The 24,323-nt window shown below is 52.8% G+C and carries 24 protein-coding genes and 1 riboswitch; of the genes, 5 read left to right on the top strand and 19 right to left on the bottom strand.

What is annotated here, in order from left to right:
* Nucleotides 1–324 precede the first annotated feature (324 nt).
* From JKK62_RS16150 to JKK62_RS16125, 6 genes are all read right to left on the bottom strand, one after another.
* On the bottom strand, nucleotides 325–615 hold the full coding sequence (locus JKK62_RS16150) for a DUF4368 domain-containing protein (RefSeq protein ID WP_201428823.1): 291 nt from the start codon (nucleotides 613–615) through the stop codon (nucleotides 325–327).
* Between the two features lie 66 nt (nucleotides 616–681).
* Nucleotides 682–1,650 carry an EamA family transporter gene (locus tag JKK62_RS16145; protein WP_201428822.1) on the bottom strand — a complete coding sequence of 323 codons (969 nt, stop codon included), beginning with the start codon at nucleotides 1,648–1,650 and terminating at the stop codon, nucleotides 682–684.
* Between the two features lie 48 nt (nucleotides 1,651–1,698).
* Nucleotides 1,699–2,355 (bottom strand): M15 family metallopeptidase, encoded by a 657-nt coding sequence (locus JKK62_RS16140; RefSeq protein WP_201428821.1) that lies wholly within the window; start codon nucleotides 2,353–2,355, stop codon nucleotides 1,699–1,701.
* A 30-nt stretch (nucleotides 2,356–2,385) separates the two neighbouring features.
* Complete coding sequence (locus tag JKK62_RS16135; RefSeq protein ID WP_201428820.1) at nucleotides 2,386–3,309, bottom strand: LptM family lipoprotein; 924 nt, start codon at nucleotides 3,307–3,309, stop codon at nucleotides 2,386–2,388.
* Between the two features lie 730 nt (nucleotides 3,310–4,039).
* Nucleotides 4,040–4,267: an aspartate dehydrogenase gene (locus tag JKK62_RS16130; protein ID WP_201428819.1), complete on the bottom strand. Its 228-nt coding sequence runs from the start codon at nucleotides 4,265–4,267 to the stop codon at nucleotides 4,040–4,042.
* Nucleotides 4,268–4,271: 4 nt separating this feature from the next.
* Nucleotides 4,272–5,192 (bottom strand): YihY/virulence factor BrkB family protein, encoded by a 921-nt coding sequence (locus tag JKK62_RS16125; RefSeq protein WP_201428818.1) that lies wholly within the window; start codon nucleotides 5,190–5,192, stop codon nucleotides 4,272–4,274.
* A gap of 229 nt (nucleotides 5,193–5,421) precedes the next feature.
* On the opposite strand from JKK62_RS16125, the gene JKK62_RS16120 reads away from it, so the two are divergent.
* A complete protein-coding gene (locus JKK62_RS16120) occupies nucleotides 5,422–6,192 on the top strand; it encodes a zinc ribbon domain-containing protein (RefSeq protein ID WP_201428817.1) in 771 nt (256 codons plus the stop codon).
* A 716-nt stretch (nucleotides 6,193–6,908) separates the two neighbouring features.
* A complete protein-coding gene (locus JKK62_RS16115) occupies nucleotides 6,909–7,409 on the top strand; it encodes a hypothetical protein (RefSeq protein ID WP_201428816.1) in 501 nt (166 codons plus the stop codon).
* A 473-nt stretch (nucleotides 7,410–7,882) separates the two neighbouring features.
* On the opposite strand, the gene JKK62_RS16110 is transcribed toward JKK62_RS16115, so the two are convergent.
* From JKK62_RS16110 to JKK62_RS16055, 12 genes are all read right to left on the bottom strand, one after another.
* Complete coding sequence (locus JKK62_RS16110) at nucleotides 7,883–8,329, bottom strand: C-GCAxxG-C-C family protein (protein ID WP_201428815.1); 447 nt, start codon at nucleotides 8,327–8,329, stop codon at nucleotides 7,883–7,885.
* A gap of 130 nt (nucleotides 8,330–8,459) precedes the next feature.
* Nucleotides 8,460–8,672 (bottom strand): CopG family antitoxin, encoded by a 213-nt coding sequence (locus JKK62_RS16105; RefSeq protein WP_201428824.1) that lies wholly within the window; start codon nucleotides 8,670–8,672, stop codon nucleotides 8,460–8,462.
* 1 nt (nucleotide 8,673) lies between these two features.
* The gene (locus tag JKK62_RS16100) at nucleotides 8,674–8,964 is read right to left on the bottom strand and encodes a BrnT family toxin (protein WP_201428814.1); all 291 of its coding nucleotides are present in this window, start codon (nucleotides 8,962–8,964) and stop codon (nucleotides 8,674–8,676) included.
* Between the two features lie 148 nt (nucleotides 8,965–9,112).
* Nucleotides 9,113–10,111, bottom strand: coding sequence for a GGGtGRT protein (locus tag JKK62_RS16095; RefSeq protein ID WP_201428813.1), 999 nt, complete (start codon nucleotides 10,109–10,111; stop codon nucleotides 9,113–9,115).
* A 14-nt stretch (nucleotides 10,112–10,125) separates the two neighbouring features.
* A complete protein-coding gene (locus JKK62_RS16090; protein WP_201428812.1) occupies nucleotides 10,126–10,818 on the bottom strand; it encodes an iron-sulfur cluster assembly scaffold protein in 693 nt (230 codons plus the stop codon).
* Between the two features lie 837 nt (nucleotides 10,819–11,655).
* On the bottom strand, nucleotides 11,656–13,026 hold the full coding sequence (locus tag JKK62_RS16085) for a dockerin type I repeat-containing protein (protein WP_201428811.1): 1,371 nt from the start codon (nucleotides 13,024–13,026) through the stop codon (nucleotides 11,656–11,658).
* Between the two features lie 65 nt (nucleotides 13,027–13,091).
* Nucleotides 13,092–14,060, bottom strand: a complete 969-nt coding sequence (locus tag JKK62_RS16080; protein WP_207752215.1) for a hypothetical protein — start codon at nucleotides 14,058–14,060, stop codon at nucleotides 13,092–13,094.
* A complete protein-coding gene (locus JKK62_RS16075) occupies nucleotides 14,038–14,541 on the bottom strand; it encodes an RNA polymerase sigma factor (protein ID WP_201428809.1) in 504 nt (167 codons plus the stop codon). Before JKK62_RS16075 ends, JKK62_RS16080 begins: the two co-directional genes overlap by 23 nt.
* A gap of 268 nt (nucleotides 14,542–14,809) precedes the next feature.
* A complete protein-coding gene (locus JKK62_RS16070; RefSeq protein WP_201428808.1) occupies nucleotides 14,810–15,463 on the bottom strand; it encodes a nitroreductase family protein in 654 nt (217 codons plus the stop codon).
* 511 nt (nucleotides 15,464–15,974) lie between these two features.
* The gene (locus tag JKK62_RS16065; protein ID WP_201428807.1) at nucleotides 15,975–16,430 is read right to left on the bottom strand and encodes an rRNA maturation RNAse YbeY; all 456 of its coding nucleotides are present in this window, start codon (nucleotides 16,428–16,430) and stop codon (nucleotides 15,975–15,977) included.
* Between the two features lie 346 nt (nucleotides 16,431–16,776).
* On the bottom strand, nucleotides 16,777–17,634 hold the full coding sequence (locus tag JKK62_RS16060; protein WP_201428806.1) for a DegV family protein: 858 nt from the start codon (nucleotides 17,632–17,634) through the stop codon (nucleotides 16,777–16,779).
* Nucleotides 17,635–17,902: 268 nt separating this feature from the next.
* Nucleotides 17,903–19,438 carry an alanine/glycine:cation symporter family protein gene (locus JKK62_RS16055; RefSeq protein ID WP_201428805.1) on the bottom strand — a complete coding sequence of 512 codons (1,536 nt, stop codon included), beginning with the start codon at nucleotides 19,436–19,438 and terminating at the stop codon, nucleotides 17,903–17,905.
* A 328-nt stretch (nucleotides 19,439–19,766) separates the two neighbouring features.
* A riboswitch (glycine riboswitch) is annotated at nucleotides 19,767–19,864 on the bottom strand.
* A 365-nt stretch (nucleotides 19,865–20,229) separates the two neighbouring features.
* Here JKK62_RS16055 and fliB point away from each other — a divergent pair.
* On the top strand, nucleotides 20,230–21,144 hold the full coding sequence (gene fliB / locus JKK62_RS16050) for a flagellin lysine-N-methylase (RefSeq protein WP_201428804.1): 915 nt from the start codon (nucleotides 20,230–20,232) through the stop codon (nucleotides 21,142–21,144).
* A gap of 138 nt (nucleotides 21,145–21,282) precedes the next feature.
* Here fliB and JKK62_RS16045 read toward each other — a convergent pair whose 3' ends face one another.
* Nucleotides 21,283–22,002, bottom strand: a complete 720-nt coding sequence (locus JKK62_RS16045; protein WP_201428803.1) for an acyl-ACP thioesterase domain-containing protein — start codon at nucleotides 22,000–22,002, stop codon at nucleotides 21,283–21,285.
* Nucleotides 22,003–22,204: 202 nt separating this feature from the next.
* Between JKK62_RS16045 and JKK62_RS16040 the strand changes: the two genes are divergently transcribed.
* Nucleotides 22,205–23,380: an aminotransferase class I/II-fold pyridoxal phosphate-dependent enzyme gene (locus JKK62_RS16040; protein ID WP_201428802.1), complete on the top strand. Its 1,176-nt coding sequence runs from the start codon at nucleotides 22,205–22,207 to the stop codon at nucleotides 23,378–23,380.
* Nucleotides 23,373–24,173 (top strand): SDR family NAD(P)-dependent oxidoreductase, encoded by an 801-nt coding sequence (locus JKK62_RS16035; protein WP_201428801.1) that lies wholly within the window; start codon nucleotides 23,373–23,375, stop codon nucleotides 24,171–24,173. Before JKK62_RS16040 ends, JKK62_RS16035 begins: the two co-directional genes overlap by 8 nt.
* The last annotated feature ends 150 nt before the right edge of the window (nucleotides 24,174–24,323 follow it).

Raw genomic sequence — 24,323 nt, 5'->3', positions numbered from 1 at the left:
TAACAGAGTGGCCAATGCCGATGACTGTTTTTCTAAAACTCTTTTGAGATGTTCTCAAAAAACAAAATAGTTGTGAAATAAATTGCGCTTTCCCTCTTGACAAATGTCACTACATAACAGCGAGAGCGTTGATCCTCTCCTGTCGCCCGCTGGGCGCTCCTAAGACGAGGTAACCTGTGAGCGAATGAATGAAACCTACTTCACTCCGACCAGTATGAGTGTTGATAACGGACTTAAGTTATCAACACTCATTTTCTTTTGTGATTTTTCCATGCAGGAGCAGATTTCGATCTGCTCCTGCTTTGTTTTTATTGGGTTGCGTTGTCAGGCTGTTTTTCCATGCTGGCTCGGGAACATATCCGTGGGCAGATATTCCACCTTTACGCCCTGCCTTGTATCGGCAGTATAGTTTTCGTAATCCGGCTCTGTGGGAATTTCGATATAGCCGACAAAACGATAATAGATCGCGATCCGCTGGGTGTAATGTTTGCTGTTGCCCTTTTTCTCAAATACATCGATATGGTCGATCAACTCTCTGAGCATCGGCGCGGTCAAGGTCTGCATTTCCATGAACTTGCGGATCGCTTTGATGAAATCATCTATATCTGAGTCCATTTCATCCATACAACAACAGGCTGTACTCTCCATGAGAGCACAGCCTGCTTTTACTTTCCGAACAGATCATATAAAAACGGTGTCCGCGATCACCATCACGCTTCCCGCGACGATCCCGAGCAGGAGGATGTACTGCTGCTTGCTGACCTTTTCTTTCATAAAGATACGGCCGCCGATCATGACAAAGACCGGGTATACCGCAAGCAGCGGATCGGTCGAGACCGAGTTAATCGCCATGGCATAGCTGTAAAACACGATGCCGACATTATCCGCGACCGCGCCGAGGATGCGGGGCGCGCTCTGCTTGGTGAAGGGATTGTAGGGCTTCTTTTCCGTGATCAAGATATAGATCCAGAATCCGAAGGCAAACACCGCGTATTCCATGCCGACGATAATGATGCTGTCCCCCTCCGGCATCGAATAGCCGTAGGTCGTGTCCAGACAAATACCGGTGACGATCGTTTCCAGCGCGTCAATGACAGAGAACAGGACCGGGAAGATCAGCGTGCCTAAGCCCCGACTCATCCAGCCCGCCTTTTGATACCGCGGATCGTTGCGGTTCTCTCTGTTGCGAACCGTCGACAGCAGGATGATGCTGATCACGATCACCAATATTCCCGCCGTCCGCAGCGGCGTCAACAGTGCGGAAACGGAATCGACTCGTCCGAGGGCGAGGTACATGATGATCAGCAGGATGGTAGATACGCCGCCGCTGATCCCCTCTACGGGAGATTCAACCGTCGCCTCATTATAGACATAGCCTTTGACGGAGATCGTGTTGACGATCGCGTATACCACGCCGAACACCGTCATCGGCCAGAATCTTACGGCGCTTTCCCAAATGGTGAACGGTTCGTCGCGTAAGATCAGATAGACGACCGCGATCACGAAAAACACCATTCCGATGCAAACGGAATATTTTAAGCTGATGTGCTTCTCTTTTTCTTTCGGAACACCCGCTTTGTAAAGCAGGCTGGTTGCCGACCACATCACGATCGCCATGATGACCAGCAACAGCCACAAGAATTGATTCATAAAATGCCTCCGGGATCGGACAACGCGCTTTCTTCTATATCACGCGCATTATTTTCTCAGGTACTCCGACGATACCGGGAAGTCAAAATATGTATCGGGATAGGGTTCGTCAGTGAGTGTGAAATGCCACCATTCGCAGTCGATCGGCTCAAAGCCTCCGCGGAGCATGGCACGGCGCAGGAGCATACGGTTCTCATACTGCTCCTGTGTGATACCGCGATAATCGGGATGTGATACCTCGCCGAAGCGGTCGAACGGACTGCCCATGTCGAGCTCCTTGCCGGTCGCCATATCCAGCAGGGTCAAATCGATCGTACTGCCGCGGCTGTGGGAGGACTGCTTGGCGATATAGCCCTTTGCGAAGAGCTCCTGCTTTTGCAGATCGGGGTAGAAATACTGCTTCATGCGGATATCCTGATCCTCGATGCCCCACAGGATGAAGTGCTTGACCGCGCTGACGGGACGATAGGCGTCGAACACCTTGAGGCGGTAGCCGTGCACCAGCATCTCCTTGCTGACTGCATTCAGCGCCCTTGCCGCCTCGATGGTCAACAGCGCGCAAGGCTCCTCATAGCCGTCGATGCGGTCGCCGATGAAATTATAGGTGGAGAAATAGCGGATCTCCTGGATGATACCGGGCACATGCTCCGAGAGCAGAACAAAGCCCGAGGGGTCGTGGATCAGGTCTGTGCGATTGCTTTTCATAAAATCTCCTTGCAGTGAGCAAAATGCGGATCAATACCAGTGATAGTGATAGTACTGATTGTCGCCGCCGGCGAGAAACCAGTTCATCATCAGGCTGTAGCGCATAGGGGTGATCGCGGTATCATTGTACGCGAATTCGTACTTCATCAACTGTGTCCAGCTGTCATCGTCGCCGGGGATCTCCTCGACGATCTCGGTGATCCTACCGCCGTCGCGGGTGGTGACAAAGCGCTTTTCCGCGCGCTTGCCGTCCTTGCCGAGATCGCCGGTCATCACGCTGATGATCCCGTCGTCGTCATAGTCGGCGGTATAGATACCGCGCAGGCGCTGCCACTCCTTTTTGTCGCCGTCCGCCCGGTTGGCATAGACGCCGGAATCGGAGGTGGTTTTGAGCAGACCGTTTTGGGTCGTCACGATCACGGAATCGACCTCTTCATTGGTGACGGCGGGATCATCCCCGCTCTCATCCCTGCGGGTCTCCGTCAACGCAAGCGTATAATAATCGTCATCGCCGCCGTACTGATACACCGTCGAAGACGTCTTGGAGGCGGACACGGTATTGACAGTGGACAGTCTGCCGTTCTGATACTCCGCCGTCGTTTTGGCGCTCGAGGTATTGACCGTGTCAACGCGGGTCAGGGGATTTTCCTCGTCGAAGGTATACGCGCACGCGGTGATTTTGGGATGCTCCGGATCGTCCTCGTTCACGGTGGTGAACCGAACGGGATAGGTCCTGTCATATTCAACGGTCGTCGTGTTCTGCGGGATCCAGAACCCCTGCGCCGCGTCCTTTTGATAAACCTTGACGCTGCTGACCAGATTGTAGGGATTATCTGCAGTCTGATCGGCGGTCGCTGTATCGGGTGAAGCGCTGTCGGGAGTCGCGCCGCCGCCGCAAGCGGTGAGGCTGAGTATGATCGCGACGATCAACAAGGTGATGACGCTCTTCTTCATGGATGTTCCTCCTGTTGAAAGGATTGCTGTTATCAGTATAACAGATTTGCGCGCAGAATGCTATAGGGATTTTCAGATTAATATAGCCTTCCTTTGGGAAATATCGGAAACGTTTCGGGAGGGGTCTCCCCGCTGGGGAGGTGCCCGAAGGGCAGAGGGGTGCCGTCTGCGGCTGAGCAACAAGCCCCTCCCCTACATTAAACGTTTCAGCATATTTGTAGGGGAGTGCCTTGGTGCTCCCGCGGCAGGGCGTTTGATAACGAACCATGTTGGTTGAGAAAACGAAACATTTCCGTAGGGACGAGCAATGCTCGTCCGCACGGCAAAAACGTTTCTCCCCTATTTCACGCTTTCGATAACAAAAACGTCCGTCATTCTGCGGTACGTCATAAATGCCGTACCCTACAGCAAATGTGATTTGCTCCGCATTTGAATGGGAAATATCGGAAACGTTTCGGGAGGGGTCTCCCCGCTGGGGAGGTGCCCGAAGGGCAGAGGGGTGCCGTCTGCGGCTGAGCAGCAAGCCCCTCCCCTACAACAGGCGATACAACGTCAACTACCAATGGGTGAGGGCGAAGCCCTCCCTCAACCATTCACTATTCACCATTCACCATTCACCAAACAACGCCCCTCCCCTACAGTAAACGTTATCCCTCCCCAACACCGCTTATCTGCATACAAAAACCGCCGCGTCACACGGACACGGCGGCCGGTTGCGATATGTCTTTGATCAATACTCGACCGGGAGTGAATCGACCTTGTACATCTCTTTGAACTTTTCTTCATCCTTTTTATTGCGGATGAGCATGACCTCGGTAAAATGTCCGTCGCGCTTGCTCTTGAAGCCCGCGACCTTCTCTCCCGTGCAGATGGAGCTGCGGATCACCGCCTTCTGGGTGGTCGGATCATAGGGCTCGACCTCGAAACGGCTGACGGAATTGTGCTTGAACCACTTCATACGATCACTCCTTTTCTGCCGATTCGGGCGCGGTCTGCGCTTCTTCCTTTTTCTTTCGCTTGAACAATCGGAAGGTGCTGAACTCCTTGCGATAGACATAGTTGATCTGGATGCCGTACAACAGCAGGTAGGTCAAAAAGTACACCCAGACCATCACCATGAACAAACCGGCTAAGCTGCCGTATACCGACGACGCCGCAAAATTGCGCAGATAAATGACGATGCCGTAGGTGAGGACCTTCCACGCGATCATGGTGAGCAGCATACCCGGGAACAGCGCGCGGATGGTGGTGTAGGAGCGCTTGACCTTATTGCGCAAAAACAGCTTGAGCGCCCATGCCATCAACAGCGTTTGCAGCAGAGAAAACAGCAATTGCATCAGCGCGATCACCAGCCAATGGATCTTCTGTCCGCCGCCCAAAAGTTCGGAGATCGAGGACGCTAAGAAGATGTTCGCCAGAACGACGACCAGTCCACCCAGCAGGATCAGGAGCATCACGATGGTGTAGCCCATCGCGTAGATGCGCTTGAGCACCCAAAACTTGTTATTCGGGATACGGTAAACGCGCAGGATACCGTCGGTGATGCAGTACATGCCCTTGCCGGCTGACCACAGCATGATGACCGCCGTGATGATCGCGGTGCCCGAGGTCGCCTTGTGGACGGAATCGACGATGTAGTTCACCAGCTTTTCGGCATAAGGGAACGCTTGCTGAGAAGTGACCATGGAAAAATCCGACGCCTTGATATCCTTGCCGGTCAGCAGCGAGAACATCGAGAACACAAACAGGATCAGCGGGATCGCGGACAGCAAGAGGAAGAACGCGGACTGTCCCGCCAGCGCGGGGATATTGTCGCGGTAGCTCTTGTCGAGGATGTATTTGATTTGTGCGAATATACTGTGTTTTTTGTCTTTTGTTTTCATACCTTAACACCTTTTGGGAATCCGCCGGATCGAAAAAAGGTGATCTGCCTTATGGTTCGACCTGACGATATAGGTTTATTTTACTATACAAAGGAATTATAAGCAAGTGTAATCTCGATTTTTCCGTCCGCGCGGTTCACTCCATCCCGCATTGCCGCCATACTGAGGCTTGAAAATCAGGGACGGCGGTTGTATAATAAAACAAAGATTATCAACAGAAGGTGAAGGTATGTACATCAAAATGCAGTGCCCCCAATGCGGCATGATCGACGACATGGATGATTCCAGACAGTTTCAGTACTGTCGTTTCTGCGGCAGACAGGTGAATGTTCGTGACGCCGCTTATACGGCGCAGGCAGCGCAGGCGACTCCGAATATGCCCGCAGCCGACAGCCCGAATCTGAATATCCAATACTATTCGATCAACCCCGGTGTGACGATGATCGTGCGCTTTCTGTTTTCCGGACAGGTACAGTACTTTGTCAGCGGTCAGCGCTTTTCGTTCCATATCCCCTACGGCTCGCACAGGATCACTTTGCAGATCGGCAGGAAGAACTATGCGCGCAACATCTTTTTGCCCGATAATAACGCACAGGTGAACATCTACGCCTCGTGGGACGGCAGGGCGCATATCGAGATCGTCAACCCGCCGTATACCCCGCCCGCGCCGGTACAGCAGGTCGTCTATGTCCCCGTACAGACGCCGATGAACAATCCTGCGCCTGCTCCCGCACCGACGCCCGGTAACGGCAAGATCTGTCCGCAATGCGGCACGGTGAATGATCCGGGCTACGTTTTTTGCCTCAAGTGCGCCGCACGGCTGGAAGAGGATCAGCCGAAGGACGCCGATCCCGCGCCGGAGGAGCCGGATGTAAAAGGGGACGCACCCGCTGTCGAACATGAGGAGCAAAACGAAACGGTCTGCGAAAACTGCGGCAGAACACTGCATGATGACGAAAAATTCTGCCCCGGCTGCGGCACAAAGAATCCGAATGTGTAACTACTGACCTAAGGACGGCTCACGATTTGAGCCGTCTCAGTCTGTAGAAAACCTATAATAGCCTTCCTTTGGGAAAGGAAGGTGCCTCCGAATGGAGGCGGATGAATTGTATCAATTGTTTGAGCAAAGCGAGTTACCATAAGAACAGTGTCGATCAAGCCTTGATAATTAGTGGGTTTCTCCCTTCGGTCGATCAATTAATGCAATTCCTCAGTCGCCAACAGGCGACAGCTCCTTTTACCAAAAGGAGCCTTGGAAATCAACTGCTTATATTATATCGATACTTTTTCGATAAGCTGGGACGGCTCACGATTTGAGTCGTCTCAGTCTGTAGAGACCCTATAATAGCCTTCCTTTGGGAAAGGAAGGTACCTCCGAATGGAGGCGGATGAATTGTATCAATTGTTTGAGCAAAGCGAGTTACCATAAGAACAGTGTCGATCAAGCCTTGATAATTAGTGGGTTTCTCCCTTCGGTCGATCAATTAATGCAATTCCTCAGTCGCCAACGGGCGACAGCTCCTTTTACCAAAAGGAGCCTTGGAAATCAACTGCTTATATTATATCGATACTTTTTCGATAAGCTGGGACGGCTCGCAATTTGAGCCGTCTTTTTATTTTTTTCAAATTTTTTCATTATGTCCGGTTGTTTGTCTGTATCTTGTCACAGTCACCCTGCTATGATATAGACAAAGAAAACAACAAGGAGCAAGGAACATGAAAAACACAAACAAGAACATGATCGATATCAATAACATGGCAGAGGTGAAAAAGGCACAACAGGAGCCGACGCCGAAGAAGAAAAAGAATACAAGCGTCAAGGTGATAGCGGCGATCCTGATTGCCGCGGCAACCATTGCCACCGGCACAGCGGCATTCGTCGCCTGCAACCAAAATCTCGCCAATGAAACAAAAAAGACGGCGATCACATCAAATGTCGATAAGAGCAACCGCGCCGCGAAGAATAAGGCGCAGCCCACCACGACGACCGCCAAGGTAAAACCCACTCCCATCGAAAAGAAAAAGGTCGTGCAAAAGGAAACCAAAAAGTCGACCCAAAAGGCGACAGAGAAGCCTGCACAAAAGCCGACGCAGGCTCCCGCGCAAAAGCCCACCGCGGCTCCTACACAAGCACCCGCTAAGGTACTGATGCAGGCGCAAAAACAAGCGCCCACACAGACTCCGACGCAGGCACCGACTCAGTCCCCCGTCAAATAAGCACGATCCATTATCGATCAACGATTCACATACACAAGCATTTCCGGACATTGTTCCGTTATATATATACTCCTTTTATTTGAGAAACTCCTTCTTTTCCAAAACCATCCCCCTTCGTCGCCCGCCGGAGCATTTGCGACAGCGGGCGGCACCCCTCCGTCAAAAGATGAAAATTTCGGATGATAACCACTTTTCACATATCATTCACAAATTCATCAAACTTTCGACATAACTATAGTTTATGATAATATCACAGTCACAGAGGCGCTGGGGTGAAGGAGTTGTAACCCAATCAGCTATCGCCAATGATTCGCGCAACGCCTCAAGGCCATGACTGTAACCAAAAAGCATTTGCTAATCCTTCATTTGCATGAGAACTCCTCATATAGAATACTCCTTATTAACAAAACACTCCTACTATTCTTGACAACTCCTTTTTGACAAAAGACCGCTCGATGATCGAGCGGTCTTTGTCATTTTATTAGCATTTCGTCCAGTATCTCGGCGGCACAGCGGCACAGCGCGGGACATGGGCGCTTTTTATAATACGCATCCGTTCTCTGTTCGGGGTCGTTTCCCTCGACGGTCTGAACGCCGGATAATAATTCGCGGCAGATGATCGAGCCGTTCTTCTCCCTGAAGCGTCGAGCGAATTCCTGCACACGGTGATAATGCGCCGTCTTCGCCTCTGGATCATCGGGATCGGCGTAGCCCTGTACCAGTCCGAGCACCATCGCCGCGCCCGATACCGTGCCGCAGAGCTCACGCAGTCTGCCCAATCCTCCGCCGAAGGAGGATGAGAGCATCGCCGCCGTCTTGTCATCCAGTCCGGTCACATCGCCGAACGCGAGAAGCACGCTCTGGGCGCAGTTATAGCCCTTGCGGAAATTCTCCTCCGCAAGCTTGCCGTGATCCATCATGTCATCGCCTCCAATTTACTGTTCCTTATGATTCTGTCACTATGATACACCAATCCGCGCGATAAGTCAAAAGCTCCGGGAGCATATGCCCTCGGAGCTTTTATCGGTTATTTGATATATCGATCAACTGTCATGAAACCCAATCCAGTTTCAGCTTCTTCTTTTTTTCTACGCAGTCGGCGAGATACAGATTGATCAAGGTCTGGTAAGGGATCCCGGTCTCATTCGCCTGCTGCTTGAAATAGTCGATCACACTGCCGTCGATATTAATAGATATCTGCTTCTTCAATTTCTTGGCGTAAGGGTTTTTTACTCCTTTGGAAAAATCATATTCTTCTCTCATATTACTCACACCTCTCATAATAAGTATTACTCTCTCGCTTGTTCGCTTTTCGCGCCGAGATGATCCGTATCACATTTGATTCACGGTAGCAGTGACATACCACTAACAGCTTCGCATATTCGCTGTACCCCAATAGCAAAAACCTTTCTTCCTGCTGTGAATGATCGGGGTCGGGTATCATCAGCGCTTCTTCATCGAAAAACACGCTTGCCGCTTCTTCAAACGAAACATTGTGCTTATTAATATTCTTTATATTTTTATTAGTATCCCATTCAAAATTAATGTTATCCATAATTATATTATAATGATTAAATCATGATTGTCAATAGATATAATATGTATTATTAACAAAAAACTCCGAGGGCGGTTAAGTCCTCGGAGTTTGTGTTTCGGTTAGGCTCAGTGCGGGATGAACACGCGTTCACCCGATACCGTGAGAATTATTTCAGGCTGTTCTGGATCGCGACAGCTACCGCGACGGTAGCGCCGACCATGGGGTTGTTACCCATGCCGAGGAAGCCCATCATCTCAACGTGAGCGGGAACGGAAGAGGAACCCGCGAACTGAGCATCACTGTGCATACGACCCATGGTGTCGGTCATGCCGTAGGAAGCGGGACCTGCCGCCATGTTGTCGGGATGCAGGGTACGGCCTGTACCGCCGCCGGACGCAACGGAGAAGTACTTCTTGCCCTGCTCATTGCATTCCTTCTTATAGGTACCCGCGACAGGATGCTGGAAGCGGGTGGGGTTGGTGGAGTTACCGGTGATCGATACGTCAACACCCTCGTTGTGCATGATCGCAACGCCCTCGCGAACGTCGTCGGCGCCGTAGCAGCGGACGTTAGCACGCTCGGTCTCGGAATAGGGGATCTCCTTGACAATCTTCAGCTCGCCGGTGAAGTAATCGAACTGAGTCTGTACATAGGTAAAGCCGTTGATACGGGAGATGATCTGAGCGGCGTCTTTGCCCAAGCCGTTGAGGATAACGCGCAGGGGCTGCTGACGAACCTTGTTCGCGTTGCGGACGATACCGATCGCGCCTTCAGCGGCAGCGAAAGACTCGTGACCCGCGAGGAACGCGAAGCACTTGGTGTCGTTGGAAAGCAGCATAGCGGCGAGGTTGCCGTGGCCGATACCGACCTTGCGGTTCTCAGCGACGGAGCCATCGATGCAGAAGCTCTGCAGACCGATACCGATGTAGCGGGCAGCCTCTTCGGCGGACTTCACGCCTGCCTTCAACGCGATAGCGGCGCCTACACAGTAAGCCCAGCATACGTTCTCGAAGCAGATCGGCTGGATGCCCTTGGCGATCTCATAGGGATCGAAGCCGGCAGCCTTGCAGATCTCGCGCGCTTCTTCAACAGAAGCGATACCGTACTCAGCGAGTACGCCGTTGATTTTCTCTATACGTCTGTCGTAGTTTTCAAATAAAGCCATACTGTGCACCTCCCTTAGTCTTTACGCGGGTCGATATACTTCGCCGCGTTGTCCCACTGACCGTAGTGGCCCTTCGCCTTCTCGATCGCTTCATTAGCGTCCATACCGGCCTTGATGAAGTCCATCATTTTGCCGAAGCTGATGAACTCGTAGCCGATGATCTCGTTATCCTTGTTCAGCGCGACCTGAGAGCAATAGCCCTCGGTCATCTCGAGGTAACGGGGACCCTTTTCGCGGGTAGCGAACATGGTACCTACCTGAGAACGCAGACCCTTACCGAGGTCCTCGAGGGATGCGCCGACTAACAGGCCGCCCTCAGAGAAAGCGCTCTGGGTTCTGCCGTAAACGATCTGTAAGAACAGCTCGCGCATAGCGGTGTTGATCGCGTCGCAAACGAGGTCGGTGTTCAGCGCCTCTAAGAGAGTCTTGCCGATCAGGATCTCAGACGCCATCGCGGCGGAATGGGTCATGCCGGAGCAGCCGATCGTCTCGACCAGCGCCTCTTCGATGATACCTTCCTTGACGTTCAGTGTGAGCTTGCAGGCGCCCTGCTGGGGAGCGCACCAGCCGATGCCGTGTGTGAAACCGGAAATATCCTTGATTTCCTTTGCCTGTATCCACTGACCCTCCTCCGGGATGGGAGCGGGACCGTGATACGCGCCCTTAGCGACCGGGCACATATTCGATACTTCTGCTGTGTAATACATAAGCTTTTTCCTCCTTTAAGGTTTGATACAAAGCCGATTTCAATCATAGCGATGAACCCGGCTACGCTTATGTTAATTATAGACGAACACAGCGGATAAGTCAAGGTCAATCTTGATGGAAATCGCCGAAAAAAGACGTGTTTTTCGCAATGATCGGGGTGGAGAGGATTTGTCGAGGTCGCGGGTGGATCTGCTCCGCGGTTGGATGGCGTTATACGGATAGGTTTCGGGATGTCGCAAGCGTCATCCCCTACAATATGCTTCATTTGCTTCGCGGTTGGGTGAGATATATTGGATAGGTTACGGGAGGGGTCTCCCCGCTGGGGAGGTGCCCGAAGGGCAGAGGGGTGCCGTCTGCGGCTGAGTAACAAGCCCCTCCCCTACAATAGGTTTCATCTGCTTCGCGGTTGGGTGACGTTTATCGGCGAAGTTTCGGGAGGGTCGAGACCCTCCCCTACAGAAAACGCTGCATCGAATTGTAGGGGACGACGTTTACATCGTCCCGAGAGCACAACGCCGCAGAGGATTTGTAGGGGAGCGCCTTGGTGCTCCCGCGGCAGGGCATTGGTCATAATGCAATGTCCGTTGAGGAGATGAGCACTTCCGTAGGGACGAGCACTGCTCGTCCGCACGACAGAAACGTTTCTCTCCTATCTCACATTTTCGATCAATGAAACACCGGTCATCCCTACGATTTCCTCCGACATAAAATACAGCAAAAAGCGGAACAGACGCAGCTGCTCCGCTTTTCACTTCAGAAACTGAATGCTTGTTGAAAATATACAGGAGAACCGGGCTTGTTTAAAAAATGACAAAACGCAATTTATTAAGCAAGCCCTAATAAACGATCTTAAAATACAAAACTGCCGTTTGACTTTCTTTACCGCTACGATCTCTCGCCGTGACCGTCAGGGTAAAGTGATCGTTATAGGTCAGACTTGTCGCGGGGATCTCCACCGAACTGTCGTCGATATAACCGGTCGTGATCTGAAAATTGCCCGGTTCGGGGTCAACGTCGTCGGGATAGAACTTGCCGAAATCGTCGCTGTAAACCGAGTGCGCGTATACCCCGCCCTCGATCCGATATTGATACTGCACCGGCGCTGAGCCGAAGGAGGACGCCGCCTGCGCGATGATCTTGCCGTCGGTGTTTTTGCTGATCGTTACGCCCGCGGTAAAGCTGTGGTGATACAGCGGAATGCCGATCAATGCACGCTGGATACGGGTCACGTCGATCACATCCACCAAACCATCCGCGTCATAATCCGCAAGGGAGGTCAAGCGCGTGCCGAAATTGTTGCCGCAATGCTCAAACCACCAGCTTGATTCGTCGAGATCCGTCAAATCGATCAAGGAGCGTTGGATCATGGTCGCGTCGAGGATCGTCAATTCGCCGTCATTATCCGCATCGCCGAGAAGATCGACATCGTTTTCGGAGCTCACTCTGTTGATAAACACATCGTGCAGATCGGCATAACCCCTGTTCCATGCATCGGCGATGCTGTAATAGGTATCCTCGGCGCAGTCATACACACCGTAGCCGAATTCAAAGGGAGCGTACTCAGAGGAAAACACCACCGCATCGTCAAACACGCCGTAATAGATACCCTCGATCGGCTGCAAAGCACAGCCGCTGATCAGCACCCAATCGTGTTGATCAACACTGTCGAAGCGGGGATCGGCATGGTAGTAGACCTCTTCATAGGTGCATTGCTCTCTCCAATCGGGGAGATAGCGCGTGAACGCGTCCTCATAGAGATTCCGCTTCATCTGCTGATCGGTCACAGGGATATACTCGGTCGAATCCTCCTGCGGCGGCTCACAGGGATAGGCGCTGACATAGCCGTCGTAACAGCCCATATCACCGTCGACGACTTCAAAGTTGCCGTCGGGCGTAAACTCGACGGTATACCACCTGCTGTTATAGCGCGGGATATAATCGTTGCCCTCGGGGTAGAGCTTACTTACCTCGTCCAAGTCCTGAGAATAGGCGATCTTGAAGGGCGTGGAGGTGCTCAGGGTGACGCCGCGGATCACCCATTGTCCGAATTCGGCGTGCAAACGGTTGCGCTGACGGATACGGTAGTTGTCATTTTTGAAAACGATGTAGTAGCCGCCGTTCTCGTTGTCATTCAGTGCGCTTGCCGTAACGGCGAATGCCGACAGCAGCAGCGCCATGGTCAATAATACCGCGATTACTTTTTTCATGTTTTTTCCTCCTTTTTAGCCTTCCCCTCGGGGGAGCCTTTTCAACTTCATTAACACGCGTCGTCTTACTCACAATATTCCTGCACCCGCGCCAGTTCGTTTCCGTTCTGATCATAGAATATAAAGGTATAATCCCCGGGCGTGTTGATCAATCCGTCGGGAACCCGATAAAGCACATCTGTATAAAGCGGAGCGATACCGAGGATAGCAGCCTCGTGCGAGCGATCATACAGATCGGTACTGCCGATGAGCCCGCTCCTGCTGTAGACCTTACAGTACACATCGGTTGCTTCCGCCATCAAAAGTGAATCAAAACGCGCATAGATTTCAGGAGGGGGCAAAGGTATCATACCGCCGCCCTCGGTGGGAACGCTAAAACCCGGTTCATCTCCTTCATCCGGCGGGTCGGTCGGCTCCGGATCGTACCACGGCGGATCCATGGGGATGGTCGGAGGAACATACGGCGGATCATCCGGCTCGGTAGGGGTCTCCGTGATCGGCGTGGGATCGCCCGCTTCCGTCGCCTTGGGCGGGTCATCGATCGGTGAATCTGACGGCTGTGTCGCGCTCGGAATCGTAGACGGATTGCGCCGCAATGAAGGATTATCGGCACTGGCGGATCCCTTCTCGGTCGGCGATGTTCCGTTTGAAGCATCCTCAGCGTCATCGGGAAAGAAAAAGTCATGGATCCGCTGTAAAAAAGACTTTGACTCGGTGGGCGCGGTATTGTCCTGTCGGTCGGGATCACCGCCGCCCCCTCCCTCGGTCGAGGAAGGGGTGATGGTCTTTTGAGAGAAGGGAGCGACAGTGAGAGGGGTGTTGTTTATATTTCCAAAAGAGAAATATAGAATCAAACTCAGCACGCTGACAAGTACCAAACTCGCCGCGGCAATGAGCTGTTTACGGTAGTGTACAAAAGGGACGATCTTCTCCCTTTTCTTCTCAGGATCATAAGTGAAGGTCTGCTCACAGTCAGCTTCACAATAGGCGGTCAGCATTTTATCCAGACGTTCATCGCTGATCTTCTTCATCATAAAGCCTCCTTTTCAGCAGTTTCTTCGCGGTGCTCAAGCGTGACTTGACCGTGCCCTCGGGGATGTCGAGCACCTCGGCGATCTCCTGCTGTGTGAACGCGCGAAAATAGTACAGCACGAGCACCAAACGATGCTTCTTCGGAAGTTCCATCATCGCCGTGTGCAGGTCAAGATACGCGTCAACGTCCTTTTCCTCGGCAGGGATCGAGCGAATAAAGCGCTCCTTTTCCTCCTGTGTGGCAAACACCGCCTTTGACGAATTGTACTTGAGCTTTTTAGAATTCTTGTACAGATTCGCGCAAATGGCAAAGAGCCAGTTCTCAAAGCTGTATGCGGGGCGGTACTGATCGATCTTGTCAAAAGCCCGCGCCCATGTATCCTGAAACAGATCCTCCGCGTCATGGATATTGCCGCAGAGCTTCATGCAAAAGCGCGTCAGCTGCGGAGAATACTCCGCTACATAGCGCTCAAAATCGGTCAAGTCCTCACCCCCCTGCTTGACCCTTTCAACCTGTATACAATTCAGCGGTCGAAAAGGTTCATTTTTTTCGGTTGAGATTGCCACGTCGGCGGATGAACCGCCTTCTCGCAATGACAAGTTTTTTGGTAGAGATTGCCACGTCGGCGGATGAACCGCCTTCTCGCAATGACAAGTATTTTGGTAGAGATTGCCGCGTCGGCGGATGAACCGCCTCGCTGCGTCAAGAATTTGGGATAGAAAAACAGCCCCTTGAAAGGGCTGTCGGTGGTTATCGGATTTTTCTGCCCGATCCTAACTCAAAATGGTATTTGACGATGCCGAGGTCGAGCCTGACAAATGGTCCGTTTGCGCTGACGCTGACCGAGGGTATCTCACCGTCGAGGGTGAAGGTGAACTTTTGCTGATTCACCGCGGTGGGTGCGAGCAGGGCGGCTTCGATCCCCGCTTTGAACCAGTCCGGCATCTCCTTGACGTCGGTCACATCCTCAACGCTTTTGGAGCGGCGGGGATGACCGTGATCGACACCGTAGCCGACGGCGATCGTGAGCACGAGCTTTTCATCCTCCGCGATTGCGGCGGTGACCTGCTTGCGCTTGAAGATACCCGCCCAACAGGTGTTCAGACCGAGCTGCTGCGCGTACAGGACGAGCTGTTCGCCGACATAACCGCAGCGCTCGTCGAGATCGTCGCCGCGTTTGCCGATCATCGCGATATAGGCGGGCACATTGCTCCAGCCGGTGAGCTTGGACGCGAGTCCGCCAAACACCGCGCCCGCGGGTTCGACATACTGCATGCGCAGGTCGTATTGCTTGTTCATCTGTGCGATACGGTCTTTGAGAAGCTTTGCCGTATCGGGATCGACGGGTTTCTTTTGGTAAGCGCGTACCGAGTGGCGCGCGTGAAGAGCTTGTAATTCTGTCATGATCATACCTCGTTTTGTGTTGGGGATTGGTTTGATTATGGTTGGGTGGTGTGGATTGGATGGCAACTGTGCAGTGGATTTGTAGGGGAGGGTCTTGACCCTCCCGCGGCAAAGCGTTGGTCAAAACGCAATGTCCGTTGAGGAGATATGCGTTTCCGTAGGGACGAGCACTGCTCGTCCGCGCGGCAGAAACGTCGTATTCCTATCTAACGATCCCGACAACGGAAACGCCCGTCATTCTGCGGATGGTCAATGACCATCCCTACGGAAAGATGGATTTGCTTCGCGGATGGGTAGCGTGTATTGGATGGGTTCGGCGGGAGGGTCGAGACCCTCCCCTACAATAGGTTTCATCTACTTCGCGTTAGGGCGACGTTTATCGGCGATGTTTCGGGACGTCGGGGGCGCCGTCCCCTACTGCCTGAGGGCAAAAGCGCCGTAAAGTAAAAAATCGCCCACGATATCGGGCGATCTCCTACATTCTTTTCGATTGTCGCTGTACACGAGCTCCTTAAAAGCCTACGATGGGTGAAAACCCGAGCTGTGTCAGGATCTTTGCTTCTTTCAGCATCTGGTCGTCTTTGGCGGGCTTGTCGGTATAATACTGACCCAGCAAATTCAGCACGCCGTGTACCGCAGCGTAAACGATACCCATCTCGAACGGGCGGTTATACACTTTTGTTAATTCAATAACCCTCTCCACCGAAATGTAAAGCGTACCCAAACATTCTTCCTGATCGCTCGGATCGGCGATCACCTCGGGAGCCTCAATCGTGCTGACGCGCTTCGATTTAAACTTGTTCAGCATTTCGTTATCTACGAAATCAACATAAATATCGGCACGGTGATCGTACTGCTCATACTCCAACGCAGCATGACAGCTGCGCCGCACCAACATACGGGTCCCCGAAGGGATCTTGATCGTGGTTTGGGGATTATTGATGATAACTTTTAAGTTGCTTGCCATGTTACCACACTCCACCTTCTTGTTGACAGGATTATAACATACTACGGTGAATATGTCCACAATAAACAAAACAAAACAAAAACTTTGGCAAAAAGCGACATAAATCTTGAGTGTTTTTAGTGATTTTAACCGTCAATAACTGATGAATTTTCCGAATCCTATGCCGTTTTTGAGCAGAATCGACAGAATCATCGATGAATATTTTTCTCGAATCAGGGATGAATATGCAAATAATGTGAATAGCACTGATAATAAATCAACAAAAAACCGACAGTCGAAAACACGGCTGTCGGTCATTATTTATTTCATCGAAGCAACCTCCGATAACGGTCAATCTATTTCCGGATCATTTGAGCATGAAGAAGAGTGAGAAGGTGCCCGGTCCGCAGTGGGAGGTGATGACGCAGCCGGGGGTGGACACGATGATCTCGTCGCACTTGATCAGCTTTTTGAGCTCCTTTTTGTAGCCCTTGATCTCCTTTTCGGTCAGGTCGCAGGTGGTATGCAGGACGATGCGGCTCGTGTCGATCTGATCGCCGAACTCCTCGATACGATCCTTCATGTATTTGAGGCGGCACATCTCATCCTTGCCGCGGTATTTCTTAGCCACGGTCAGGGCGCCGTCCTTGATGACGATGGAGGGCTTGATGTTCAAGAGGTTTGCGCCGAGCAGTGAAACGCTCGAACAGCGGCCGCCCTTGTGCAGGAATTCGAGCTGGCTGAGTAAAAAGCCGCCGATGTTCTTCTCGGTCATATCGCCGATCGTGTCAGCGATGTGCTTCGCCGAGATGCCCATATCTCTGAGCTCACAGGCGCGCAGACAGAGCAGCATCATGCCGACGGACAGGCATCGGCTGTCCACGACGCAGATGTCCTGCTCGAACTCGCCCGCCGCGATCACGGCGTTCTGACAGGTGGACGACATATCGCCGCAAAAAGCGATATGAACAATCTCTTTATATCCCTCGTTCAGGATGCCCTCAAAGAACTGACGGTACTCCTCAGGAGTGACCGCGGAGGTAGAGGGAAGCTGCTCACGCTCTTCATAGCGTCTGAGGATATACTCGGGCGTGATGTCAACGCCGTCGGTGAAGTCCTCGTCGTCATACAAAACGTGGAGCGGCGCGACGCGGATATTGTATTTTTCAGCGATATCGGCGGGGATATCGGCGGTACTGTCGGTGGTAATGATCACTTTGTTCATCTTGCTGCACCTTTCGTCTGCAATTGGATTGTAGTAATTTTAACATTATGGTGCGCCAATGTCAATCGAATGAGAACGCATTGTTGCACAAAGATTAACGGTCGATCGTTTCGTTAACTATGGAATGATAACAGTTTGTTTGTTACTCGCTTAGCTCGAGCAATTGATGCAATCCCTCAGCTTCGCTATGCTCAGCAGCTCTCTTTACCAAAGCGAGCCTGTCATATCATAAGGGGCGGTCCGTGAAGAACCGCCCTTTATGATGCTTTTATTTCATTTCCTGATCGTCGCCGCTGATATCCTGCTTGAACTCCTCGTTCAGATCGGGATAAGCGGAGAGCATGGGTTCGATCTTCGCGCCCTTTTTGCGGTCGAAATAGTTCTTGGTGATCTTGGCGACCAGCCCCGATAACGCGACCAGACAGATCAGATTGGGCAGCGCCATCAAGCCGTTGCAGGTGTCGCTGATATCCCAGACGACCTGACTGTGGATGGTTGCCGAGACCGCGATCAGCAGGACATAGAGCACCTTGAACACGGTGACGGGATACTTGCGGTTCTCTTCCTTCATAAAGCCGAAGAAGAACTCGACCGCCTTTTCGCCGTAGTACGACCACGCGATGATGGTGGTGAACGCGAACAGCGGCAGGATGATGGAGAAGGTCGCCGTGCCGAACGCGCCGAAGTTATCGGAGAACATCGACATGGACATAAAGGAGTCAAGGCCGTTCTGCGTCAGGTCGAGCGCGTCAAAATAATGCGCGTCAAAGGTGGTCAGGAACATCAGCGCGGTCAGGGTGCAGATGATGAAGGTGTCGAAGAAGATCTCGAAAACGCCCCACAGACCCTGCTTGACGGGTTCGCGGGTCTCGGACGCGGAGTGCGCGATGACTGAGGAGCCTAAGCCCGCTTCGTTACTGAATACGCCGCGCGCCATACCCTTTTTGATGACGGTGGCAAAGGTGAAGCCTAAGATACCGCCGCCGACAGCGTTGAAGTTGAACGCCTTGGTAAAGATCAGAGAGAAAGCCTCGGGGATGCGATAATAGTGGGTGCAGATGGCGATCAGCGCCAGCACGATGAACAGCAGCGACATGAACGGTACCAGCATGGACGCGACCTTGCCGATACGCTTGATGCCGCCGATGATGATGATCGCGGCGATCACGGCGACGACGATGCCGACGATCAGCTTGACGACCTCGGCGTTCTCGGCGCCTGTCATGCGCATATATGCCTCCGACAGCGAGCCGGAGATCTTATTGGTCTGCACGCCGCTCATGCCGATGGCGGCAAGGATGCAGAAGACGGAAGCAAGATACGCGAGCCACTTCCATTTCAGACCGTAGGCGATATAGTAGAACGCGCCGCCCGCAAGGTTGCCCTTGCTGTCTTTTTTACGGAAGTAAAGACCGAGCACGTTTTCGGCGTAGTTGGTGACCATGCCGAAGAAGGCAGAGATCCACATCCACAGTACGGCGCCGGGTCCGCCGGAGATGATCGCCGCAACAACGCCGATGATGTTGCCGGTGCCGACGGTGCCGGAGATCGCGGTGGAGAACGCCTCGAACTGGGAGATCGAATTCATCCTGCCGTCCGCCTGCTTTTTTTTGCCCAGACTCTTGAGGGTCGGGACGATGGTGGTGTTGAGCGATTCGCCGAACTTGCGCACCTGCAAGCAACGGGTACGGATCGTCAACAGCAGACCGGTGCCCAGGATCAGGATGATGGTCGGCCAGCCCCAGACGTAGCTGTTGAGCACGCTGTTGCCCTTTTCAACAGCACTGAGAAAACTTTCCCACATTTTATTATTTCCTCCTCAGTAATACAGATAGAATTGTGAATTATATGGCGGTTTATCAGCCTCCCTTTGGTAAAGGGAGGTGGGCTTGCCCAAAGGCAAGCTCGGAGGGATTGTACGAATTGACCGACCGAAGGGAGATACTCTGTTTTTATACTTTGCTGTAACATCAAAATAATAATATTGAGATACTCGCTTCACTCGAGCAATTATGCAATCCCTCAGTCGACATACGTCGACAGCTCCCTTTACCAAAGGGAGCCTTGGAAACACTCTTTTATCCAACAAAAAACGGATCACAGCCGAAGCCGTGACCCGCGCAAAAACGTTGTCAAAAAGCTCCGTCCTTTTGCCTGAGAGATTGACGCGCAAAACTGCGCGCTTGCCCCTTCGGCACCCGATCGATCGGGATTCTCCGGAGTGCCGTCCCCACGCAGTCAAGCCTCTATCAGCGGTAAACCGAAATACCAAGCCTCCCTTTCCTAAGGGAGGTGCCGCAAAGCGGCGGAGGGTTCAGAAATCGAAATCGCTCTCAACCGATTTGATAGTATACTATATGTATACAGGCTTTTCAGCATGATTCAGCCGGCACTTTTTCTTTTATCGAATTATATTATATCACGAATCGAGCAAATTGCAACTGGTTTTTGTTGACTTTGGCAAATAATTGGCGGATAATGAACCCGGTGTGAGATCATCGATTTGATCGATTGAGATTGCCACAGGGCTAAACACGCGTGTTTGCCCTTCGCGATAACTGTTTTGAATACAGGGAAATGATAGGAGATCAAGACATGAAGCATTATTATCCGACCTATTACCGGGAATTCCGCTGTATCGCCGCCGCCTGTCCCGACAGCTGTTGTCAGGGATGGGATGTGGTGATCGACAGCGAGACCGAGAATTTTTACAACAGCGTGCAGGGGGAATTCGGCGAGAAGCTCAGAGAAGCGATCTACACCGATCCCGACGGCGACCGCGTTTTTCACCTGGCGGAAGAGAAGAAATGTCCCTTCTGGGGCGACGATCACCTGTGCGATATTTTCCGCGAGCTGGGCGAAGAGCACCTGTGCGATACCTGTGCGCAGTTTCCGCGGATCACGATGGATTACACGACGTTCACGGAACACACGCTCGCCCTCGCCTGTCCCGAGGCGGCGCGGCTGATTTTGACCACCGATAACGCGTATGAGGATTTTGTCGGCGTAGACTGCGCGGATTGCGAAGAATACGATGTAGATGTGATGCGCTTTTTGCTGACGGTCAGAGAGCGGGCGGCAATGCTTCTCACGCAACCCATTCCGCTTGCGGAGCGCTTTGAGAAGCTCAGAACATTGGCAGCAGAGGCGCAAAGGGAGTTGACGGGAGAAGTCGTCACGCCCGGATCGCTATCGTCCGAACTGTTTGAAGAACTGGAGTATATCGAGGAAAGCAACCGCGAAAAGATCATTCAGGCGGCAAAGACTGAACCCGCGCTTTTACACAATGAAGCGGAATTGACGCGGCTCGGGCTGTATTGGCTGTACCGCTACCTGCTCGGCGCGATCGACAGCTATGATATAACGGCGCCGATACGGTTCCTCATCGATTCCGTCGGGATCGTCGGGAACATGGCGCAAAAAAGCGGCGACATCATCGCCGCCGCGCAGACCTATTCCAAAGAGATCGAACAGAGTTATGAAAACACCGATATGTTAATTAGGAATTAGGAATTAATGTCGCCATCTCAGCCAAATGATAACGCCTGCAACTTTCATAGAGTTGCGGGCGCTAATGTTACTTGTCGATATTATAATCAAAAACGCGTCGGCGTTTTCCCGAAATTACTAATTACTAATTTCTAATTCCTAACTCCTCACTATCTCACACTCTACCGCTACGGTATCGCCGAGGGCTACGTCGAAGAGCTCCTTGCCGTCCTGTTCCGCTTTGCGGATGGACAGGATATCGCCCTCGTGGGTCTGACCGGCATAGCGCACCTCGATCGCCTTGACGGGACGCTCGCGCAGTTCCTTGACGGTGTAGGTGTTCATGATGAAGCGGATGTAGGACACGTTGTTGGTGTGCTGGACAAAGTCGATATCGCCCGACTTCACCAAAACAGTGTCGATCTCACTGAGTCCCTCGTGCTTTAAGCGGCTGAAAGAGATCTCACGCTCGGGAGCCTCCACATGGGTATCCGAGGTGATGCCGACATCACGGATACGGCGGATCTTCTGGGTGCTCAGATCGAGCGCGCACATCTCGATGCGCGAATAGACGCAGGTGTTGCCCTGCTCATCCTTCAGGATCGTGTCGACCGTCATCTTGGCGCCCTTAGCGGACGAGATAAAGCTCTCGGCGATGTAGCGCTCCTTCCAGAAAAATTCACGGTCGATCTCGATACGGTTGCGGGTAAAGATCCACACGCAGCCGTATTTTTTGCGCAGTGACACGCCGTCGATGCCCAGCTCCCCCATCATCTCGGTGAGGTAATCCTGCACCAGATCAAAGGTGCCCTTCACGCCCAGTTTTACATTGGAATCACAAATGCTGGCGGAGATGACCGCCTCTTTTATCAGTTTCATCCTATCCCTCTTTTCTTCAAGATCATACCACAAAACAAGTGCTATTTCAACAATTATGGCATGATTTTTCTGTGACAATCATGGTGAAGTATTACATTTATAGGCGTTTTTCTTGACATACACCTCACATTCATGTAAAATATCTTGGTCAAGCAAAATCCAAAACAATCCAAAGGTATCACCCGATATGGGAGGAAGAACGATGGACATTTTTGAAAAATGCGAACGCTTCACGCTTGCCGATCAGCTGCGCAACGAGGGGATCTATCCCTACTTTCACGCGCTGGAGACACGGCAGGATGTGGAGGTCATCATGGAAGGCAAACGCCGCATCATGCTCGGCTCCAACAACTATCTGGGTCTGACGACCGAGCCGACCGTGGTAGAGGCGGGTATCAAGGCGCTGGAGAAATACGGCTCCGGATGCTCCGGCTCACGATTCCTCAACGGTACGCTGCGTATGCACCTCGAGCTGGAATCCGAGCTTGCCGCCTTTGTCAATATGGAAGAAGCGGTCACCTTCTCGACCGGCTTTCAGAGCAACTTAGGTATCATCAGCGCGATCGTCGGCCGAAACGATTATGTCGTCTGTGACCGCGAGAATCACGCGTCCATCTATGACGGCTGTCAGCTCAGCTTCGGCAAGATGGTGCGCTATAAGCACAACGATATGGAGGATCTGGAACGCATCCTCAAGAAGATCCCCGAAACAGCGGGCATCCTGATCGTCACCGACGGTGTGTTCTCGATGGGCGGCGATATCGCCAAGCTCCCCGAGATCTGCAAGCTCGCCGAACAGTACGGCGCGCGCGTCATGGTCGACGACGCTCACGGCTTGGGCGTTATCGGCGAGGGCGGCAGAGGTACCGCGAGCTACTTCGGGCTCGAGGACAAGGTGGACATCATCATGGGCACCTTCTCCAAGTCCTTAGCCTCTTTAGGCGGCTACATGGCGGCATCGCATACCGTGTGCGACTATGTGCGCCACAACTCGCGTCCGTTCATCTTTTCGGCGTCTATCCCGCCGGCATGCTGCGCGGTAGCGCTGACGGCGCTCAGACACCTCAAGGCGCATCCCGAGCTGCCCGAACGGCTCAACGCACTGTCCGCTCACGCGCGCAAGGATCTGCGTGATGCGGGATTGAAGATCCGCGAGAGCGAAACACCGATCGTCCCCATCTACACCTACACGATGGAGAACACCCTGATCAAGGCGAAGGAGGTCTATGAGGCAGGCGTATACGTCAACCCCGTACTGCCCCCCGCGACCGCTCCGAACGAGTGTCTGCTGCGCACCAGCTACATGGCGACGCTGACAGAGGATCTGATCGATGAGGCGGTCGGCGTCATCGCAAAGGTACTGTTGAGCAATGAATAACGAGAAACAGGTTGCCGTCGTCACGGGCGGCAGCAGCGGCATCGGCAGAGAAACGGCGCTGAGCCTGACCAAAAAGGGCTGTACCGTCTATGAGCTGTCCCGCCGCGAAAACCCGCCCTACGGCGTGAATCACATCACCGCCGACGTCACCGACGAGGATCAGGTGAAACAGGCGATCGAAGAGATCATCACGCGCGAAGGGCAGATCGATATACTGGTCAGCAACGCGGGCTACGGCATCTCAGGCGCCGCCGAGATGACCGCCTCCGCCGATTCACACGCACAGCTTGAGCTGAACCTGTACGGCACCGACAACGTCATCCGCGCCGTGCTGCCCCATATGCGCAGGCAGAACAGCGGACGGATCGTCTGCGTCAGCTCCGTCGCGGGCATCCTGCCGATCCCGTTCCAGCTGTGGTACAGTGTGAGCAAGGCGGCGATCGCGGCTTATGTGCTGGCGCTGCAAAATGAGATCCGCCCCTATGGGATCACCGTGTGCGCGGTACTGCCGGGCGATATCGCCACGGGCTTTACCGATGCAAGGCAAAAGGACGACTGCAAGAACAGCGACTACGGCGAACGCGTGCGCCGATCCGTCGCCGTGATGGAAAAGGATGAGCGCGGCGGTATGAGTCCCAAAAAGGCGGGTGAATATATCGCAAAGCTGGCGATCAAAAAGAATTCGCGTCCGCTCAAGGCGATCGGCTTCTCCTACAAGGCGATCGCGGTGCTGGCAAAGCTCCTGCCGCGTCGGCTGTCGAATTATATCGTCGGCAAGCTCTACGCGAAGTAAAAGTCACTCGGCTTAGCCTTAAACAATTATTGCAATCCCTCAGTCCCGATTCCGGGACAGCTCTCCTTTGTATGGGTGTTGTGCCCCAAATCAAGATTTGGACAACACCTCACCTTTACCAAAGGGAGCCTGTAATCTGCATATGACATA

The sequence above is a fragment of the Ruminococcus difficilis genome, from assembly GCF_016680995.1.
This window is presented reverse-complemented; position numbering and strand designations above follow the sequence as displayed.

What these genes read in the sequence shown, in the direction of transcription:
- JKK62_RS16150 (WP_201428823.1), bottom strand. Translation starts at nt 615, where the DNA reads ATGGACTCAGATATAGATGATTTCATCAAAGCGATCCGCAAGTTCATG.
- JKK62_RS16145 (WP_201428822.1), bottom strand. Translation starts at nt 1,650, where the DNA reads ATGAATCAATTCTTGTGGCTGTTGCTGGTCATCATGGCGATCGTGATG.
- JKK62_RS16140 (WP_201428821.1), bottom strand. Translation starts at nt 2,355, where the DNA reads ATGAAAAGCAATCGCACAGACCTGATCCACGACCCCTCGGGCTTTGTT.
- JKK62_RS16135 (WP_201428820.1), bottom strand. Translation starts at nt 3,309, where the DNA reads ATGAAGAAGAGCGTCATCACCTTGTTGATCGTCGCGATCATACTCAGC.
- JKK62_RS16130 (WP_201428819.1), bottom strand. Translation starts at nt 4,267, where the DNA reads ATGAAGTGGTTCAAGCACAATTCCGTCAGCCGTTTCGAGGTCGAGCCC.
- JKK62_RS16125 (WP_201428818.1), bottom strand. Translation starts at nt 5,192, where the DNA reads ATGAAAACAAAAGACAAAAAACACAGTATATTCGCACAAATCAAATAC.
- JKK62_RS16120 (WP_201428817.1), top strand. Translation starts at nt 5,422, where the DNA reads ATGTACATCAAAATGCAGTGCCCCCAATGCGGCATGATCGACGACATG.
- JKK62_RS16115 (WP_201428816.1), top strand. Translation starts at nt 6,909, where the DNA reads ATGAAAAACACAAACAAGAACATGATCGATATCAATAACATGGCAGAG.
- JKK62_RS16110 (WP_201428815.1), bottom strand. Translation starts at nt 8,329, where the DNA reads ATGATGGATCACGGCAAGCTTGCGGAGGAGAATTTCCGCAAGGGCTAT.
- JKK62_RS16105 (WP_201428824.1), bottom strand. Translation starts at nt 8,672, where the DNA reads ATGAGAGAAGAATATGATTTTTCCAAAGGAGTAAAAAACCCTTACGCC.
- JKK62_RS16100 (WP_201428814.1), bottom strand. Translation starts at nt 8,964, where the DNA reads ATGGATAACATTAATTTTGAATGGGATACTAATAAAAATATAAAGAAT.
- JKK62_RS16095 (WP_201428813.1), bottom strand. Translation starts at nt 10,111, where the DNA reads ATGGCTTTATTTGAAAACTACGACAGACGTATAGAGAAAATCAACGGC.
- JKK62_RS16090 (WP_201428812.1), bottom strand. Translation starts at nt 10,818, where the DNA reads ATGTATTACACAGCAGAAGTATCGAATATGTGCCCGGTCGCTAAGGGC.
- JKK62_RS16085 (WP_201428811.1), bottom strand. Translation starts at nt 13,026, where the DNA reads ATGAAAAAAGTAATCGCGGTATTATTGACCATGGCGCTGCTGCTGTCG.
- JKK62_RS16080 (WP_207752215.1), bottom strand. Translation starts at nt 14,060, where the DNA reads ATGATGAAGAAGATCAGCGATGAACGTCTGGATAAAATGCTGACCGCC.
- JKK62_RS16070 (WP_201428808.1), bottom strand. Translation starts at nt 15,463, where the DNA reads ATGACAGAATTACAAGCTCTTCACGCGCGCCACTCGGTACGCGCTTAC.
- JKK62_RS16065 (WP_201428807.1), bottom strand. Translation starts at nt 16,430, where the DNA reads ATGGCAAGCAACTTAAAAGTTATCATCAATAATCCCCAAACCACGATC.
- JKK62_RS16060 (WP_201428806.1), bottom strand. Translation starts at nt 17,634, where the DNA reads ATGAACAAAGTGATCATTACCACCGACAGTACCGCCGATATCCCCGCC.
- JKK62_RS16055 (WP_201428805.1), bottom strand. Translation starts at nt 19,438, where the DNA reads ATGTGGGAAAGTTTTCTCAGTGCTGTTGAAAAGGGCAACAGCGTGCTC.
- fliB (WP_201428804.1), top strand. Translation starts at nt 20,230, where the DNA reads ATGAAGCATTATTATCCGACCTATTACCGGGAATTCCGCTGTATCGCC.
- JKK62_RS16045 (WP_201428803.1), bottom strand. Translation starts at nt 22,002, where the DNA reads ATGAAACTGATAAAAGAGGCGGTCATCTCCGCCAGCATTTGTGATTCC.
- JKK62_RS16040 (WP_201428802.1), top strand. Translation starts at nt 22,205, where the DNA reads ATGGACATTTTTGAAAAATGCGAACGCTTCACGCTTGCCGATCAGCTG.
- JKK62_RS16035 (WP_201428801.1), top strand. Translation starts at nt 23,373, where the DNA reads ATGAATAACGAGAAACAGGTTGCCGTCGTCACGGGCGGCAGCAGCGGC.